This is a genomic window from Gordonia terrae, from assembly GCF_001698225.1.
GTDB classification, from domain to species: Bacteria; Actinomycetota; Actinomycetes; order Mycobacteriales; family Mycobacteriaceae; genus Gordonia; species Gordonia terrae.
In genome coordinates, this window is the sequence record NZ_CP016594.1 from 4,765,297 (window position 1) to 4,781,284 (window position 15,988).

Annotated in this window: 14 protein-coding genes; 3 read left to right on the forward strand and 11 right to left on the reverse strand. The window is 67.8% G+C overall.

The annotated features are described in order from the left end of the window. Positions 1–32: 32 nt before the first annotated feature. The 10 genes from BCM27_RS21105 to BCM27_RS21145 all read right to left on the reverse strand — a co-directional run bounded on the left by BCM27_RS21105 (position 33) and on the right by BCM27_RS21145 (position 10,939). Complete coding sequence (locus tag BCM27_RS21105) at positions 33–962, reverse strand: aminoglycoside phosphotransferase family protein (RefSeq protein ID WP_004021316.1); 930 nt, start codon at positions 960–962, stop codon at positions 33–35. Beyond that, on the reverse strand, positions 959–1,681 hold the full coding sequence (locus tag BCM27_RS21110) for a response regulator (protein WP_004021315.1): 723 nt from the start codon (positions 1,679–1,681) through the stop codon (positions 959–961). The genes BCM27_RS21105 and BCM27_RS21110 overlap by 4 nt, the downstream gene beginning before the upstream one ends. After that, the gene (locus BCM27_RS21115) at positions 1,678–4,224 is read right to left on the reverse strand and encodes a sensor histidine kinase (RefSeq protein ID WP_004021314.1); all 2,547 of its coding nucleotides are present in this window, start codon (positions 4,222–4,224) and stop codon (positions 1,678–1,680) included. Before BCM27_RS21115 ends, BCM27_RS21110 begins: the two co-directional genes overlap by 4 nt. Before the next feature lie 19 nt (positions 4,225–4,243). Beyond that, positions 4,244–4,879, reverse strand: coding sequence for a potassium-transporting ATPase subunit C (locus tag BCM27_RS21120; protein WP_004021313.1), 636 nt, complete (start codon positions 4,877–4,879; stop codon positions 4,244–4,246). A gap of 4 nt (positions 4,880–4,883) precedes the next feature. Further along, positions 4,884–7,010 carry a potassium-transporting ATPase subunit KdpB gene (gene kdpB / locus BCM27_RS21125; protein WP_004021312.1) on the reverse strand — a complete coding sequence of 709 codons (2,127 nt, stop codon included), beginning with the start codon at positions 7,008–7,010 and terminating at the stop codon, positions 4,884–4,886. Then, the gene (kdpA, locus tag BCM27_RS21130; protein WP_004021311.1) at positions 7,007–8,809 is read right to left on the reverse strand and encodes a potassium-transporting ATPase subunit KdpA; all 1,803 of its coding nucleotides are present in this window, start codon (positions 8,807–8,809) and stop codon (positions 7,007–7,009) included. The genes kdpB and kdpA overlap by 4 nt, the downstream gene beginning before the upstream one ends. A gap of 4 nt (positions 8,810–8,813) precedes the next feature. Next, positions 8,814–8,912: a potassium-transporting ATPase subunit F gene (locus tag BCM27_RS25565; RefSeq protein WP_051987087.1), complete on the reverse strand. Its 99-nt coding sequence runs from the start codon at positions 8,910–8,912 to the stop codon at positions 8,814–8,816. 253 nt (positions 8,913–9,165) lie between these two features. After that, positions 9,166–9,561, reverse strand: a complete 396-nt coding sequence (locus BCM27_RS21135; protein WP_004021310.1) for a PPOX class F420-dependent oxidoreductase — start codon at positions 9,559–9,561, stop codon at positions 9,166–9,168. Continuing rightward, positions 9,558–10,304 carry a maleate cis-trans isomerase family protein gene (locus tag BCM27_RS21140; RefSeq protein ID WP_004021309.1) on the reverse strand — a complete coding sequence of 249 codons (747 nt, stop codon included), beginning with the start codon at positions 10,302–10,304 and terminating at the stop codon, positions 9,558–9,560. The genes BCM27_RS21135 and BCM27_RS21140 overlap by 4 nt, the downstream gene beginning before the upstream one ends. Before the next feature lie 29 nt (positions 10,305–10,333). Then, positions 10,334–10,939 (reverse strand): DNA-3-methyladenine glycosylase I, encoded by a 606-nt coding sequence (locus BCM27_RS21145; RefSeq protein ID WP_004021308.1) that lies wholly within the window; start codon positions 10,937–10,939, stop codon positions 10,334–10,336. 253 nt (positions 10,940–11,192) lie between these two features. Here BCM27_RS21145 and sigK point away from each other — a divergent pair, with 253 nt between their 5' ends. The 3 genes from sigK (at position 11,193) to BCM27_RS21160 (ending at position 15,112) form a co-directional block, all read left to right on the forward strand. Next, positions 11,193–11,747 carry an ECF RNA polymerase sigma factor SigK gene (sigK, locus tag BCM27_RS21150; RefSeq protein ID WP_004021307.1) on the forward strand — a complete coding sequence of 185 codons (555 nt, stop codon included), beginning with the start codon at positions 11,193–11,195 and terminating at the stop codon, positions 11,745–11,747. 327 nt (positions 11,748–12,074) lie between these two features. Continuing rightward, positions 12,075–14,312, forward strand: coding sequence for an NADP-dependent isocitrate dehydrogenase (locus BCM27_RS21155; protein ID WP_004021306.1), 2,238 nt, complete (start codon positions 12,075–12,077; stop codon positions 14,310–14,312). A 71-nt stretch (positions 14,313–14,383) separates the two neighbouring features. After that, positions 14,384–15,112, forward strand: a complete 729-nt coding sequence (locus BCM27_RS21160; RefSeq protein WP_004021305.1) for a mycothiol-dependent nitroreductase Rv2466c family protein — start codon at positions 14,384–14,386, stop codon at positions 15,110–15,112. A 12-nt stretch (positions 15,113–15,124) separates the two neighbouring features. Here the strand turns inward: BCM27_RS21160 and BCM27_RS21165 are convergent, their stop codons facing one another. Beyond that, positions 15,125–15,940 (reverse strand): SDR family NAD(P)-dependent oxidoreductase, encoded by an 816-nt coding sequence (locus BCM27_RS21165; RefSeq protein ID WP_004021304.1) that lies wholly within the window; start codon positions 15,938–15,940, stop codon positions 15,125–15,127. Positions 15,941–15,988 lie beyond the last annotated feature (48 nt).

A 15,988-nucleotide genomic window follows, 5' to 3' on the forward strand; every position in this document is an offset into this window, starting at 1 on the left:
ACGACACCCAGTCAACAGGATCGGACGCACGGTCAGTCGATCACTGCCTTCGCGACCGTGACGCACGTCGTGATCCACTCACGGTCGGTCGGGCGCAGTGCGCGCGACGCACGGTCGGCATCCTCGATCGCCCAGTGCGCGTGGAGGATCATCCGCACGATGACCCAGTCGCGCGCACGATCCGGATCGAGGTTCGCTGCGTCGGTGATCGTGGAGAAGCGCCGGCGGATGTCGTATCGCACGTCGGAAGCGCGCGTGTCCAGACGGTTCCACAGCATGGGGGCGAGTTCGTAGTGTGCATCACCCGACATCGGGCTGGGATCGATGGCGACCCAGCGGCCGTCGGCATCGGCGAGGACGTTCTCGTGGTGGAGGTCGCCGTGCACGATGACGCCCACGGTGGCGGCGTCGGCGAGGAAGTCCCGGCCGAGGGAGAGCGCTTGCTCGACAAAGCGTCTCGGCACCGGCGCGTCGCGCGGGATGCCGGCCAGGTCGTCCAGCCACCGCTCCAGATGCGCGGTGAGTGGCGTGAGCCGGCCCGGCGCCGGGATGTGCAACCGGCCGTAGAGACCGGCGACCACCAGACAGGCCTCGTCGTCGTCGACGGTCGTCAGGTCGCGTCGGGTGAGTCGTTCGAGGAGGATCGCGCGGCGACGGGGATCGGCGCGCAGCATTCGCACCGCCCCACGACCGTGCCAATGGTGCAGTCCCAGAGCCTCGTGCGCGCCCTCGTCGTCTCCGTCGAACGCCACCTTCAGGACAGCCGGCGCACCCTCGCGATCGAACACCGGGACCACGAGCGATTCGAACCCGTGCCACAACTCGTCGCCGTCGCGGCGCAGGGCCCACTCGTCGAGGAGTCCCGAGATCGTGACCGGGAGGCGTCGCAGCCAGTCCGCCCAGAGCGGCCCCAACTCGGCCTGATCCGACAATCCGGCCGGGATGTCGGAGGCGGCGATCATCCCGGCCCCGACCGGACGAATCGGTAGCCCATCCCGGCCTCGGTGAGGAGGTGGCGGGGATGTGCTGGATCCTCTTCGAGTTTGCGCCGCAGGCTCGCCAGGTAGACGCGCAGATAGTTGCTCTGACCGAGATATCCCGGACCCCAGACCGAGGTCAGGATATCGCTCTGCGACACCAGCTTTCCCTCGTGACGTACCAGCAGTTCCAGGATGCCCCACTCGGTCGGCGTGAGATGGACCGGAACTCCCCCGCGAGTCACCTGTTTCGCGGCGAGGTCGACGACGAACGCGCCCGCGTCCACCACCGGGGACTCCGACGTCGCGTTCGACGCGGAGCCACGCCGCAGTGCGGCCCGCAACCGGGCCAGGAACTCCTCCATGCCAAAGGGTTTCGTCACATAGTCATCGGCCCCCGAGTCCAGGGCGACGACCTTGTCGGCGGCATCGGTCCGCGCCGACAGGACGATGACGGGAACGGTCGTCCATCCGCGCAACCCCTCGAGAACCGTCAGGCCGTCGATGTCGGGCAGGCCCAGATCGAGCACCACCACGTGCGGGTTCTCCCGCGCCGCCGCCGTCAGCGCGGCGGCACCGGTGGCCGCGGTCGTCACCGCGAAGCCGCGCGCGTTGAGGTTGATCCGCAAGGCCCGCAACAACTGCGGCTCGTCGTCGACGACCAGGACCCTCGTCTTGTCGGTCGTCGATGTCTCCGGGTTCATCCGGCCGGCCCTCCCGCCACCACGGGAGCGTCGTCGTCGGTCGCGGGCAGGTCGACGACCATCGTGGCACCGCCACCCGGCGTGTCCTCGATGGCGAGCACTCCCCCGATCGCGGTGACGAATCCCCGTGCCACCGACAACCCCAGACCCACCCCCGACGACGCGCCGCTGGTGTCACCTCCCTGATGGAAGGCCGCGAAGACCCGGTCGCGGTCCTCGACCGGGAGACCCGGTCCATGGTCCACGATGCGGATCACACATCGGGGCGGGTCGGCCGCGGTCAACCCGGCGGTGATCTCCACATGGCCGCCGGCGTGGCGCCGCGCGTTGTCGATGAGGTTCGCCAGCGCACGTTCGAGCAATCCGGGATCCGTGTAGGCCCAGGCGTGCCCGAGGTCGAAGGACAGGGCGGGCTCCGGATCGAGTCGGGCCACCGCCGCGGCGGCGCGATGCACGACCTCGGGGAGGAAGGTGCGCTGCCGGTGCGGCCGGACCGCGCCCGCGGCGAGCCTGGAGGAATCCAACAGGTTCCCCACCAGCGAGGTGAGGTGGTCGACCGACTCGTCGACGGTCGCCAGCAGTTCTGCGGTGTCCTCGGCGCTGAAGGTGACGTCGTCGCTGCGCAGGCTCGACACCGCGGCCTTCGCCGCGGCCAGTGGTGTCCGCAGGTCATGGCTGACCGCCGAGAGCAGAGCTCGGCGTAACTCGTCGGTGCGCGCGAGCGCCTCGGCCGTCGCCGCCTCGGCTTCCAGGGCGTGACGCTGCACCGCGCCCGCGGCCTGCCCGGCCACCGCCGCGAGTACACGGCGGTCCCGCGCACCGAGTTTCGGTCCGCGCAGGAGCAGTTCGAACGTCTCGCCCGGCACGACGCACACCGTGTCGGCGTCCTCGGGTGTCGCCGGTGGCGAGGGACCCACCGCGGCCTCGACCGTGCGAGTCGAGCGTGAGGTCCGCCGCACGACCGCCACCGCCGCCTGGTCGTAGGTCTCTCGGAATCGTTCCAGCAGGACCGGCACGTCGGCACCGCCGAGCACGACGCTGGAGAACAGCGCCAGCAACTCGGCCTCGCGCGCGGCGTCCTGCGCCTGCGCGCGCCGGACGGTTGCCGAATCCACCAGCGCGGCAACCGCGATCGCGATCATCAGCATGACCAGGATGGTGATCAGATTGTCGGGCTGGCTGATCGTGAACGTGAATCGCGGGTCGGTGAAGAAGAAGTTCAGCAGCAGCCCCGAGATCACTGCCGACAGAGCAGCCGGCAGGATGCCGCCGAGCATCGACACCGCGAGCACCGCGACGAAGTACAGCGCCGACTGGCTGGCGAAGCCCAACCACGGATCGAGTGCCTGCAGCAGCCCGGTGAGACCGACCGGGACCACGACCGCGAACACCCAACTCAACGGCCGGTGGAAGCGGGTGTCCCGGATGTCGAGCCGGGACCGTCGTGTCGTCTCGTCATGGGTCACCATGTGCACATCGATGCGGCCGCTCTCGCTGACCACGGCGGCCCCGACACCCTCGTCGAAGATCCGCTGCCACCTCGGTCGCCGCGACGTCCCGAGAACGAGCTGGGTGGCGTTGACCCCACGGGCGAACTCCAGCAGCGTGCTCGGGATGTCGTCGCCGACGACGGTGTGGATCCGTGCCCCGAATCCCGCGGCGAGCTCCTTGAGCGCGGCGAGGTCGATCCCCGCACCGGTCAGCCCGTCGCCGCGGACCACATGGACGGCCAGCAGTTCCGCGCTCGAACGCGATGCGATCCGACTCGCCCGCCGGAGCAGCGTCGGCGACTCGGCGCCGCCGGTGACGGCGACGACGACCCGCTCACGCGCTTCCCACGTCTCGGTGATCGAATGTGCCGCACGGTAATCCGCGAGCTTGTCGTCGACCTGGTCGGCCAGCCACAGCAGCGCGAGTTCGCGGAGCGCGGTGAGATTGCCCTGCCGGAAGTAGTTGGCCAGGGCACCCTCGACACGCCCGCCCGGGTAGACCTTGCCCGCGGACAGGCGCTGCCGCAACGCCTGCGGATCGATGTCGACGAGTTCGATCTCGTCGGCACCGCGCACGATGTCGTCGGGCACGGTCTCCCGTTGCACCACTCCGGTGATCTGGGCGACGACATCGTTCAGGCTCGCCAGGTGCTGGATGTTGATCGTCGAGTACACATCGATGCCGGCACCGAGCAACTCGTCGATATCGGCCCACCGCTTGCGATTTCGAGATCCGGGGACATTCGTGTGCGCGAGCTCGTCGACGAGTGCCACCTGCGGTCGGCGACCCAGCACCGCGTCGAGATCCATCTCCTCCAGCGGCGTCCCGCGGTACGACCGGCTGATGCGCGGAACGGTCTCCAGTCCCTCGGCAAGCGCGGCAGTGGCCACCCGGCCGTGGGTTTCGACGATGCCGATCACGACATCCGTCCCCTCGTCGACGAGGGTTCGGGCCTGGGCGAGCATCTCGTAGGTCTTCCCGACACCGGGTGCACAGCCGAGGAACACCCGCAGTGTCCCCCGCCCCTCGGAGAGTCCGGCCGGTGAGGTCATCGGCCGAGTCTAACGTCGGTCACGGGGCGCGACAGCCGGGCGGCGCATGACCCAGCGCGAGGTTCACCTCGAGGACGTTCACGCGTGGTTGCCCGAGGAATCCGAACTGTCGGCCCTCGGTGTGCTCGTCGATGACTGCCTCGATCTCCGCGGGCGTGCGACGGTTCTCGCGGGCCAGCCTTGCGACCTGCAGACCGGCGTATTCGGGACTGATGTGCGGATCGAGTCCCGAGCCCGATCCGGTCACCGCGTCGGCCGGGACCTGTGCCGGTGCGACCCCCTCCCGTTCGGCGATCAGCGCACGTCGCGCGGCGACGTTGGTGAGCAGGACCTCGCTGTTGGGTCCCTGGTTGGTCGCCGCCGACGCCGACGGTTCGCCGGTCGCCATCGGCTCGCCGGCAGCCCCCAGGACCCGGGCGTGCAGGTACGGGTCGGGCGCACCCGGTTCGACCTGCGGATCGAGACCGATCAGCGTGGATCCGACGGGGCAGCCCGCGGCGTCGGAGACCTGCGACCCCTCCGCGCCTGCGGTGTTCACCCGCGAGATCGCCCACACCGCAGCCGGATAGGCGAGGCCGAGGATCAGCGTGAGACCCAGGATCATTCCCGCGGCGGCGACACATTGCCGGACGAAGCCGGACCAGACAGTGTTCATGACGTCATCCCATTCCCGGAAGCAGACGGACGACGAGGTCGATCAGCCAGATGCCGACGAACGGCGTGACGACCCCACCGACCCCGTATACAGCCAGATTGCGGCCCAACAACTTCGACGCCGTGTCCGGCCGGTAGCGCACGCCGCGCAACGACAGCGGGATGAGTGCCACGATGATCAGCGCGTTGAAGATCACCGCGGACACGATCGCCGACTGCGCCGAGTGGAGACCCATGATGTTGAGGGCGTCGAGCTGCGGATAGACGGCGGTGAACATGGCGGGCAGGATCGCGAAGTACTTGGCGAGGTCGTTTGCGAGCGAGAACGTCGTCAGCGCACCCCGGGTGATCAGCAACTGCTTGCCGATGCCGACCACCTCGATGAGTTTGGTCGGGTCGGAGTCGATGTCCACCATGTTGCCGGCTTCCTTCGCCGCCGAGGTCCCGGTGTTCATCGCCAGCCCGACGTCGGCCTGTGCCAGCGCGGGTGCGTCGTTGGTGCCGTCACCGGTCATCGCGACCAGACGTCCGGCGGCCTGCTCGGCGCGGATGAGGTCGAGTTTCTGTTCGGGGGTGGCCTCGGCGACGAAGTCGTCGACGCCTGCCTCGGTCGCGATCGCCCGGGCGGTGAGCGGATTGTCGCCGGTCACCATCACGGTGCGGATGCCCATCGCGCGCAGCTGCGCGAACCGTGCCGTCATGCCCGGTTTCACCACGTCGGACAACGCGATCACACCCATGACCCGGGCCGGTTGCCCGTGGGTGCGAACCCCGACCACGAGCGGTGTACCGCCCGCCGACGAGACCCGCTCCACATCGGCGGCGACGGTGTCGTCGACGGTGCCCTCGCCGGCGGCGACCCATCGGGCGACCGCATCGGCGGCGCCCTTGCGGTACTCGACGAGTGCACCACCGTCGTCGGAATCCACGCCGCTCATCCGCGTCTGCGCGGTGAACGGGATGGTCGTGTCGGCCCCGCCGTCCGTCGTGACGCCGTACGCGGACCGGCAGAGGTCGACGATGCTGCGGCCCTCGGGTGTGTCGTCGGCGAGGCTGCACCGACAGGCGACACGCGCCAGTTCGTCGACGGACACTCCCGGTGCCGGGTTCAGGTCGGTGGCGCGGCGGTTGCCGTAGGTGATCGTCCCGGTCTTGTCCATCAGCAGCGTGTCGATGTCACCGGCCGCCTCGACCGCGCGTCCCGACATGGCCAGGACATTGCGCTGAACCAGCCGATCCATGCCCGCGATCCCGATCGAACTGAGCAGGGCGCCGATGGTGGTCGGGATGAGGCAGACCAGTAGCGCGATCAGCTTGACCGGATCGGGCGATTGCCCGGCGTACTCCTGCATCGGCGCGACCGCGACCACCGCGAGCAGGAAGATCACCGTCAGGCTGGTCAGCAGGATGTCGAGCGCGATCTCGTTGGGGGTCTTCTTGCGAGCGGCACCCTCGACGAGGGCGATCATCCGGTCGACGAAGGTCTCCCCGGGTGCCGTGGTGATCCGGACGACGATGCGGTCGGAGAGCACCACGGTTCCACCGGTGACCGCCGACCGGTCGCCACCGGATTCACGGACGACCGGCGCGGACTCACCGGTGATCGCCGACTCGTCCACGGTGGCGATCCCGTCGACGACGTCGCCGTCGCCGGCGATGACCTCGCCCGCCTCGACCAGGACGAGGTCGCCGACCCGCAGGTCGCTGCCGGAGATCTCCTCGGTCGCCCCGACCCCGGCAACGTCATCGCCGTCGATCAGTCTGCGGGCGACCGTGTCGCGCTTGACCTTTCGAAGGCTGTCGGCCTGCGCACGACCACGCCCCTCGGCGACGGCCTCGGCGAGGTTGGCGAACAGAACGGTGAACCACAGCCAGGCGGCGACGGTCCAGCTGAACCAGGACGGATGCAGCGCCGCGAGCACGGTGGTGACGACGGCTCCGAGGAACACGACGAACATCACCGGGTTCCGGGCCTGGGCCCGCGGGGCGAGCTTCCGTAGCGCGAGTGGCATCGACGTCACCAGCGAGCGGATGTCGAAGGCGCCGCGCGACACCAGTGGCGATGCCGGTTCATCGGACTTCTCGGCGCCCGGCGTCGCGGGTTCGTCGGTGGGGACGAATTGTGTGGTCACAGGAGTGCCTCGGCGATCGGTCCCAGCGCCATGGCCGGGAAGAAGGTGAGTCCGGCGACGAGCACGATGGTCGCGGCCAGCAGGAATCCGAACAGGAGACCGGAGGTGGGCAGGGTCGAGCGCGCCTCCGACGCACCGACATCCGGAGCGATCTCGGTCGGCCCGGGCACCACCGCGGTCGACGATCCGCTCGCGCGGTTCACCGCGACGGCGACGGGTGCGACGGCAGGTGCAGCGGTGCCGCCGCCGCGCGGGATCTGCCGGGCGAGAAGTCCGGCCAGCGCGAGCACCACCACGATGGGCAGGAACCGGCCGAGCAGCATGGCCATGCCGAGCGAACCCTGGAACCAGTCACCGGTCGCCGTGAGGCCACCGAAGGCGCTGCCGTTGTTGTTGGCCGCCGAGGCGTAGGCATACAGGACTTCGCTGAAGCCGTGGATCGAGCCCGGACTCCCCGGGTCCCCGCTGTTGCCCTGCGCCTCGGTCGTCGATCCCAGGATCATCGAGATCCCGGTGCCGGTCAGCACGAGGGCAGGCATCACCAGCACATACAGTGCCGCCATGGTGATCTCGTGCTGTCCGATGCGTTTGCCGAGGAAGGTCGGTGAGCGTCCGACGAGCAGCCCCCCGATGAACACGGTGATCATCGCCATGACGAGGATGCCGTACAGACCCGACCCGACGCCGCCGGGTGCGACCTCGCCGAGGAGCATGTTCCACAGGACGGCGCCGCCGCCGACCGCCGAGAAACTGTCGTGCGCGGAGTTCACCGCGCCGGTCGACGTGCCGGTGGTCGAGACCGCGAACAGGGCTGATCCGGGGATCCCGAACCGGACCTCCTTGCCCTCCAGCATCGCCCCGGCGGCCGCGGAAGCGCTTCCGGCGGTGCGGCTCTCGAAGACCCACACGAGGGTGAGCATCAGCGACCAGATGGCGGCCATCACGGCCAGCAGTGTCAGACCCTGCCGCCGGTCGCGGACCAGGGTCCCGTAGGTGCGCGTCAGGCAGACCGGGATCAGCAGGAGTGCGGTGATCTCCAGCAGGTTCGACAGCGGCGTGGGGTTCGAGAACGGGTGTGCCGAGTTCGCCGACAGCGTCCCGCCCCCATTGGTGCCGAGTTCCTTGATGGCCTCCTGCGAGGCGAACGGACCGAGCATGCTGCGCGCATCGGCACCGTCGAGGGTGGTCCACCCGAACCCGGTGTGCCAGGACTGGACCAGGCCCTGCGTGATCAGCAGGGTCGCGAGGACCAGGCTGAGCGGCAGCAGGATTCGGATCGATCCACGCACCAGGTCCACCCAGAAGTTCCCGATCTCGCCGGTCCCACGACGACTCACGATGCCGCGGATGACCGCCATCGCGACCGCCATGCCCACCGCTGCGGAGACGAAGTTCTGGACGGCGAACCCGACCATCTGCGTCAGGTTGCTCATCACCACCTCGGGCGAGAACGACTGCCAATTGGTGTTGCTCACGAAGGAGATGGCGGTGTTGAACGCCATCGAGGGAGGCACGCCGGACTTGCCGTCGGACCACGGCAACACCCCCTGCAGACGCTGCAGCAGGTAGACGACGAGGAACGAGATCAACGAGAAGGCCAGCACCGCAAGCGCATAACCCACCCAGGTCTGCTGACGACGCGGGTCGACCCGCGCCATCCGGTACAGGACGCGCTCGACTCGGAGGTCTCGAGCACCGGTGTATACCCGCGCCATGTAGTCGCCCAGCGGGACGTAGGCGACAGCGAGGATCACGAGGAGAGCGGCCACCTGGAGGAGTCCCGCAACAGTTGTGTTCACGCCGTCAGAACCTCTCCGGGAACACGAGCGCGACCAACAGGAACAGCACCGTCGCGCCAGCCAGGGCCAGCAGCACGATGGTGGTCACCCCGTCCGCGGTCACGACTTGGTCCTGACATCGAGGGCTCGCACCGCCGCCACGCACAGGGCGAACCCCGCGAGGGCCGGCAGCACGTACACGAGGTCCGCCACGCAGTCACTCTCCGATCACATCGACGTCCACCGATTCGGTGGCCACATCGAAGGATCACGCAACCCGGCCGGCTGCGGGAGAGTCCTTAACGCGTTCCATACGCGGACCGCGCGGTTATTGACGCTGCGTTGACGTCTCGCTCGGTCCGCCCGGTCGGGGAGCGCTATGCCGCGGGCGTGATGACGATCCCCACGCTGCCGTGCTTGCCGCGGCGGATCTTGCTGCCGAGGATGGTGATCTTGCCGAGCAGTCCGTACTTGCGGGCGATAGCGCGCTTCACGCTGTCGCTGCCGGCCTCGTCGAGCACCTCGGCGGTACCGCTGACGGGTTCGCCGAAGGTCTTGTGGCCCCGAACATCACAGGCCTGTACGACGACGCGGGGGTCGCGCCGCAGGCGCTTGACCTTCCATGAGTCAGCGACGGTCCACATGACGAGACGGTCGCCGTCGAGCGCCGCCCACAGCGGTGAGGTCACCGCGGTGCCGTCCTTGCGATAGGTCGTCAGGCTCACGTACTTGGCCGTGCCTGCTTCGCCGAAAGCCGCCGCGCTCGAGGTCATGCGGCCATGCTACGGGCAAACAGCGCCTGCGAGTGGCCTCTCGACGCGCCCGCGAACCCGGCGCTGTCACCGAGCACCCCGGCGTCGCAGAGTGTCGCCCAGGCGGTGACCTGATTCGCCGACAGGACCGGTTTGCCGAGCTCGGCTTCGAGGCCGGCGAGGATGTCGTAGGTCCAGAGGTTGGTGCAGGACACGAAGATCGCGTCGGCGTCGGGGTGGTCTGCGGCCCGGATGAGGTCTGCGGTCACGGGGTACGGGATCGTCCAGATCTCGTGGTCACGACCGAGTCCCGCCTGCGCGACGACGCCCCGGCCGGATTCGGCGAGGAAGTCGCACAGCAGCCCGGTGAGCGCCGCGGTGTACGGGGTCGCGACCGAGAGCGTGCCGATGTCCAGCGCGTCGAGGGCGCGGATCAGGGCCTCGGATGTCGTCACCGCCCGGTCGGCACCGGCTGCGACCATGCAGTTCGAGATCTCGAGCGCGCCCGCCATCCCGTAGACGAAGCTGCCCGACGCGCAGGCGTAGCCGAAGGAACGGGGTCCGACGGACGACACGGCTCGCACCGCGGCGGCGATCTCGGCGTGATTGTTAAGGTCGCGACACAGCTCGACGTCGACGGGTGCGTCGATGAACCCGGTGCGGGTGAAGTACAGGGACACCGAGTCCGGCATCCAGCGCCACAGCTCACGATCGAGAGCCATGTCGAACGGGCACACCATCCCGATGCCGATCTGGGCGGTCATGCAGGGATGATGGCATATTGTCAGATTGTCTACAATCGCTGGGGATAGGCGGCCCGGAGCGCCGCGTCCACGTCCGCCCGGATCACGCAGTCGTAGGCGTGGTCGTTGACCATGCCGGTCGCCTGCATGAGGGCGAACATCGTCGTCGGACCGACGAACCGCCAGCCACGCTTCTTCAGGTCCTTCGACAGCGCCACCGACTCGGGCGAGGTCGTCATCGAGCCGGGTTCATGCTCCCCGGCAGGGGCGTATCCCCAGAAGTAGGACTCGAGCGACCCGTGCTCGTCGATGAGCTCGATCGCCCGGCGCGCGTTGTTGATCGACGCCTCGATCTTGCCGCGGTGCCGGATGATGCCGGCGTCGGCGAGCAGCCGGGTGACGTCGGCGTCGGCGAATCGGGCCACCTGCTCGATGTCGAATCCCGCGAACGCCGCCCGGAAGTTCTCGCGCTTCGTCAGGATGGTCCGCCAGCTCAGCCCCGACTGGAAACCCTCGAGGCAGACGCGCTCGAACAGCGCCGTATCGCCGGCGATCGGAAATCCCCACTCGGTGTCGTGGTAAGTGGTCTCCGGCTCCCGCGCCGCCCACAGGCAGCGCGCCCGACCGTCGGCAATCGTTATGGTGTCGTCAGGCAAGGCATGCCCCTCTCGTCGCGAGGAGGCTACTCCGCGAGACCGACAGCCCTGCTCATCGCCGCCACGCGGCCCCAACGCATCGTCGTTATCTCACCGTTACCAAGTATTGCGAAACCATCCCGTTGTGTCTCGCGATGATCACTCCACGGCGCCACCCGCCTAGCGTTGGACACATCGCATCGCAGGGCACCCCGGACTCACCGACGACCGGACCCGCGATCGCCACAATCCACCTTCGGCAAGGAGCTTCGTGATGAAAGACACCGATCTGAGCGCCCTCCTCGCCCGGGTGGCCACCGGCGACATGGACGCCTTCGCCCAGTTCTACGACGCGACCTGCGATCGGGTGTACGGCATGACACTGCGCGTGCTCCGCGACCCGGGCTACAGCGAAGAGGCGACGCAGGAGACCTTCCTCGCGGTGTGGCGCAACGCCGATGCCTACGACCCGGCATCCGGTTCGGCGCTCTCCTGGATACTGACGCTCGCGCACCGCCGAGCCGTCGACCGTGTCCGCTCGGAATCCGCCGCGACTCGGCGCACCGTCGCCTATGGCATCGCCGACACCGGCCGAGAGGTCGATGAGGTCAGCGAGTCGGTGGAGCGACGCGAGATCGCCCGTCTCATCCACACCGGCCTGGAGACCCTCACACCGCTGCAGCGACAGGCCATCGAACTCGCCTACTTCCACGGGCTCACCTACCGCGAGGTCGCCGAACATCTCGAGGTCGCCCTGCCGACCGTCAAGTCCCGCATCCGCGACGGCCTGATCCGACTGCGGCAGACCGTGCCCGGCCGCGCCGCCTGACACCGGCCCGCCCCCACCCCCGCCCGTTTCCACAGACCCCGCTCGACGGCGATCTCCCGCCACCCGAGTGGGGTCGAGTCATGTCGTGACCCATGGGGTCCCACTGTGTCCTCGACCACACAAATTTTGAGACGCAGGCCAGGTCACAGCCGTTACCACCTCGAGTTCTGTCCGATTCCACCCACCACGTCTCCCGCCGTTCGCGGTGGACAGGCAAAATCATGGGTGGATGTCGCACGGGTACATCCCCGTCGTGATATCGGTAAAGCCGGACCCACAAGGCCGCACACTGAAGCGTCAACCAAGACAGAATCGAGAACACATCGCATGAGTGCCGAACAGCCGACCATCATCTATACGCTGACCGACGAGGCACCCATGCTCGCCACTCACGCGTTTCTGCCGGTGGTGCGCACGTTCGCCGGAGCGGCCGGGATCGCCGTCGAGACGAGTGACATCTCGGTCGCGGCTCGTATCCTCGCCGAGTTCTCCGACCTCCTGCCCGACGACCAGAAGGTCACCAACAATCTCGGTGAGCTCGGCAAGCTCACCCAGGCTTCCGACACCAACATCATCAAGCTCCCCAACATCAGCGCATCTGTCCCCCAGCTCCTCGCCGCCATCAAGGAACTCCAGGACAAGGGCTACGACCTCCCCGACTTCCCGGGCAACCCCAAGACCGACGACGAGCGCGCCATCCGCGACCGCTACACCAAGTGCCTGGGCAGCGCCGTCAACCCCGTTCTGCGCGAAGGCAACTCAGATCGCCGCGCGCCGAAGGCGGTCAAGGAGTACGCGAAGAAGCACCCGCACAGCATGGGCGAGTGGTCGATGGCGTCGCGTACCCACGTCGCCCACATGCGCGAAGGCGATTTCTACCACGGCGAGAAGTCGATGACCGTCTCCGGCGACCGCAAGGTCAAGATGGAGCTCCTCACCGACTCCGGCGAGACCCTCGTCCTCAAGCCCGAGGTGTCGCTGACCGACGGTGACGTCATCGACAGCATGTTCATGAGCAAGAAGGCCCTCATCGAGTTCTACGAGGAGCAGATCGAGGACGCCTACAAGACCGGCGTGATGTTCTCGTTGCACGTCAAGGCGACGATGATGCGCGTCAGCCACCCGATCGTCTTCGGTCACGCCGTCAAGGTCTTCTACAAGGACGCGTTCGAGAAGCACGGCGAACTCTTCGACGAGCTCGGCGTCAACGTCAACAACGGCCTGTCGGATCTCTACAGCAAGATCGAGTCCCTCCCCAGCGCGCAGCGCGAGGAGATCATCGACGACCTGCACAAGTGCCACGAGCATCGTCCCGAGCTGGCGATGGTCGACTCGGCCCGCGGCATCACCAACTTCCATTCCCCCAGCGACGTCATCGTCGACGCCTCGATGCCGGCCATGATCCGCGCCGGCGGCAAGATGTACGGCGCCGACGGCCGCCTCAAGGACACCAAGGCCGTCAACCCGGAGTCGACCTTCTCCCGCATCTACCAGGAGATGATCAACTTCTGTAAGACCAACGGGCAGTTCGATCCCACCACGATGGGCACCGTCCCCAATGTCGGTCTGATGGCGCAGAAGGCCGAGGAGTACGGCTCGCACGACAAGACCTTCGAGGTCCCCGCGGGCGGCACCGCCAACATCACCGACCTCGAGACCGGCGAGGTCCTGCTGACCCAGACCGTCGAAGAGGGCGACATCTGGCGTCTGTGCATCGTCAAGGACGCCCCGATCCAGGACTGGGTCAAGCTGGCCGTCAACCGCTGCCGCGACTCCGGGATGCCGGTGCTGTTCTGGCTGGACCCGTACCGCCCGCACGAGAACGAGCTGATCAAGAAGGTCCACAAGTACCTGCCCGATCACGACACCGAGGGCCTCGACATCCAGATCATGTCGCAGGTGCGCGCGATGCGGTACACCCTCGAGCGCGTCGTCCGCGGCCTGGACACCATCTCGGCCACGGGCAACATCCTGCGCGACTACCTCACCGACCTGTTCCCGATCCTGGAACTCGGCACCAGCGCCAAGATGCTGTCCATCGTCCCGCTCATGGCCGGCGGCGGCCTCTACGAGACCGGCGCGGGCGGCTCGGCCCCCAAGCACGTCAAGCAGCTCATCGAGGAGAACCACCTCCGGTGGGATTCGCTCGGTGAGTTCCTCGCGCTCGCGGTGAGCCTGGAGGACGTGGGCAAGAAGTTCGACGACAAGCGCGCCGTCATCCTGGCCAAGGCCCTCGACACCGCCACCGGCAAGCTGCTCGAGAACGACAAGGGACCGTCGCGCAAGACCGGCGAGCTCGACAACCGCGGCAGCCAGTTCTACCTCGCGCTCTACTGGGCGCAGGAACTCGCCGCGCAGACCGAGGACGCCGACCTCGCCAAGCACTTCGCCTCGCTGGCCGAGACCCTCGCCGCCAACGAGGACAAGATCGTCGACGAGCTCAATTCGGTGCAGGGTGAGCAGGTCGACATCGGCGGCTACTACTACCCCGACTGGGACAAGACCGCCGCCGTCATGCGTCCGAGCACGACGTTCAACGACGCACTCGCGAGCGCGCAGCGCTGATCGCCCGCCTCATGGCGAGGGGTGCCGACTACGGCGCCCCTCGCCGTGAGGGATACACGTAGTGTCGGGACATGACCGACGCCGACGTCTACTTCTACTTCGACCCCGTCTGCCCGTTTGCATGGATGACCAGCAAATGGGTGCGAAAGGTGCAGTCCCAGCGCGATTACACGGTCGACTGGCGTTTCATCTCGCTGCGCCTGCTGAACGCGCACGTCGATTACGACGCGCAGTTCCCGCCGGAGTACGAGGCCGGGCACACGGCCGGGTTACGGCTGCTGCGAGCCGCGGCGAGCATCCGCCGCGACCACGGACGAACCGCCATCGGCCCGCTCTATGAGGCGCTCGGGACGCGAATCTTCGACGCGCACATCGGTTCTTACACCGCCGATGCCACCGACTTCCGCGGTACCGCGGACTTCCTCGGACCCGTCCTGGAGGAACTCGGGTTGCCCGCACATCACCTGGACGCCCTGGACGACACCGCCTTCGACGCCGAGATCCAGGCGGAGACCGACGAGGCCCTGACATTGACCGGCCGCGACGTGGGTACGCCGATCATCCACTTCCAACCGCCCGAAGGCGTGACGTTCTTCGGACCCGTGATCAGCCGGCTACCCGGCGACGACGAGGCGATCACGTTGTGGGACCACGTCATCGGGCTGGCGAGCTTCCCGGGCTTCGCCGAACTCAAGCGCAGCATGCGGGAGAAGCCGCAGCTGCGGGCCTTCGGCGTATCCGATGACGAGACGGGCGTCGAGGAGGACTGGCACGGCGGAAGCCGGCGCACCCACAAGTGAGCCTGGACGTTCCTACTTGAACGGGTTGAGCGTCCGGCCGAGAAAATACTGGACACCTGGCGGGAGCGGCCGCACAGCCGCCGTCACCAATTTGTTCACCGTGCCGGTGACGCACACCGGGTCGCCCTTCATCACCGCGTTCCATCCCTCGCGCACGACGTCTTCGGGCTCCTGCCACAGCACACCCGGCAGTCGATCGGCGGTCTTGCGGGTCTCGGCGCCCATCGCGTCGTGGAACTCGCTCCGGGTGAATCCGGGACACAGCGCCGTCACGTGGATGCCGTGCGGCTTCAGCTCCATGTCCAGCGACTGCGACATCGTGAGCACATACGACTTGATGGCGTTGTAGAGCAGGCCCTCCGGCGGTGGCAACAGCGCCGTGATGGATGACAGGTTCACGATCCGTCCCCACCTGCGCTCCTTCATCCCCGGGAGCACTCGATGGGTCAGCTCGGTCAGCGAGGTGAGCATCAATTGGAGCTGACCTCCCACCTCCTCCCACGGTGTCTCGCCGAACTTCGTGCTCAACGACATCCCGGCGTTGTTGATCAGCACGTCGATCCCCGACCCCAGCTCGTCGGCGTGTTCGATGATCGCGGCGGGCGTCGTGGGATCGGACAGGTCGCCGGCGAAGGTCGCGCATCGGACACCGTGTTCTCGACCCAGTCGCGCGGACAGGTCATCGAGCCGCTCGGCTCGGCGGGCGACCAGGATGAGGTCGTATCCCTGTCCTGCGAGATGGTCTGCGAACGTCTTGCCGATGCCGGCGGAAGCGCCGGTGATCAGGGCCGTGCGGTGGTCAGGCGACCCGTCTCGATCCGATGACATAGCGGACTTTCTCCTCGATGGACGATGCCGCGAGTTCTACCAGGGCGC

Coding starts and splice junctions, on each gene's coding strand:
- BCM27_RS21105 (WP_004021316.1), bottom strand. CDS start 962: ATGATCGCCGCCTCCGACATCCCGGCCGGATTGTCGGATCAGGCCGAG.
- BCM27_RS21110 (WP_004021315.1), bottom strand. CDS start 1,681: ATGAACCCGGAGACATCGACGACCGACAAGACGAGGGTCCTGGTCGTC.
- BCM27_RS21115 (WP_004021314.1), bottom strand. CDS start 4,224: ATGACCTCACCGGCCGGACTCTCCGAGGGGCGGGGGACACTGCGGGTG.
- BCM27_RS21120 (WP_004021313.1), bottom strand. CDS start 4,879: ATGAACACTGTCTGGTCCGGCTTCGTCCGGCAATGTGTCGCCGCCGCG.
- BCM27_RS21135 (WP_004021310.1), bottom strand. CDS start 9,561: ATGACCTCGAGCGCGGCGGCTTTCGGCGAAGCAGGCACGGCCAAGTAC.
- BCM27_RS21140 (WP_004021309.1), bottom strand. CDS start 10,304: ATGACCGCCCAGATCGGCATCGGGATGGTGTGCCCGTTCGACATGGCT.
- sigK (WP_004021307.1), top strand. CDS start 11,193: ATGAAAGACACCGATCTGAGCGCCCTCCTCGCCCGGGTGGCCACCGGC.
- BCM27_RS21155 (WP_004021306.1), top strand. CDS start 12,075: ATGAGTGCCGAACAGCCGACCATCATCTATACGCTGACCGACGAGGCA.
- BCM27_RS21160 (WP_004021305.1), top strand. CDS start 14,384: ATGACCGACGCCGACGTCTACTTCTACTTCGACCCCGTCTGCCCGTTT.
- BCM27_RS21165 (WP_004021304.1), bottom strand. CDS start 15,940: ATGTCATCGGATCGAGACGGGTCGCCTGACCACCGCACGGCCCTGATC.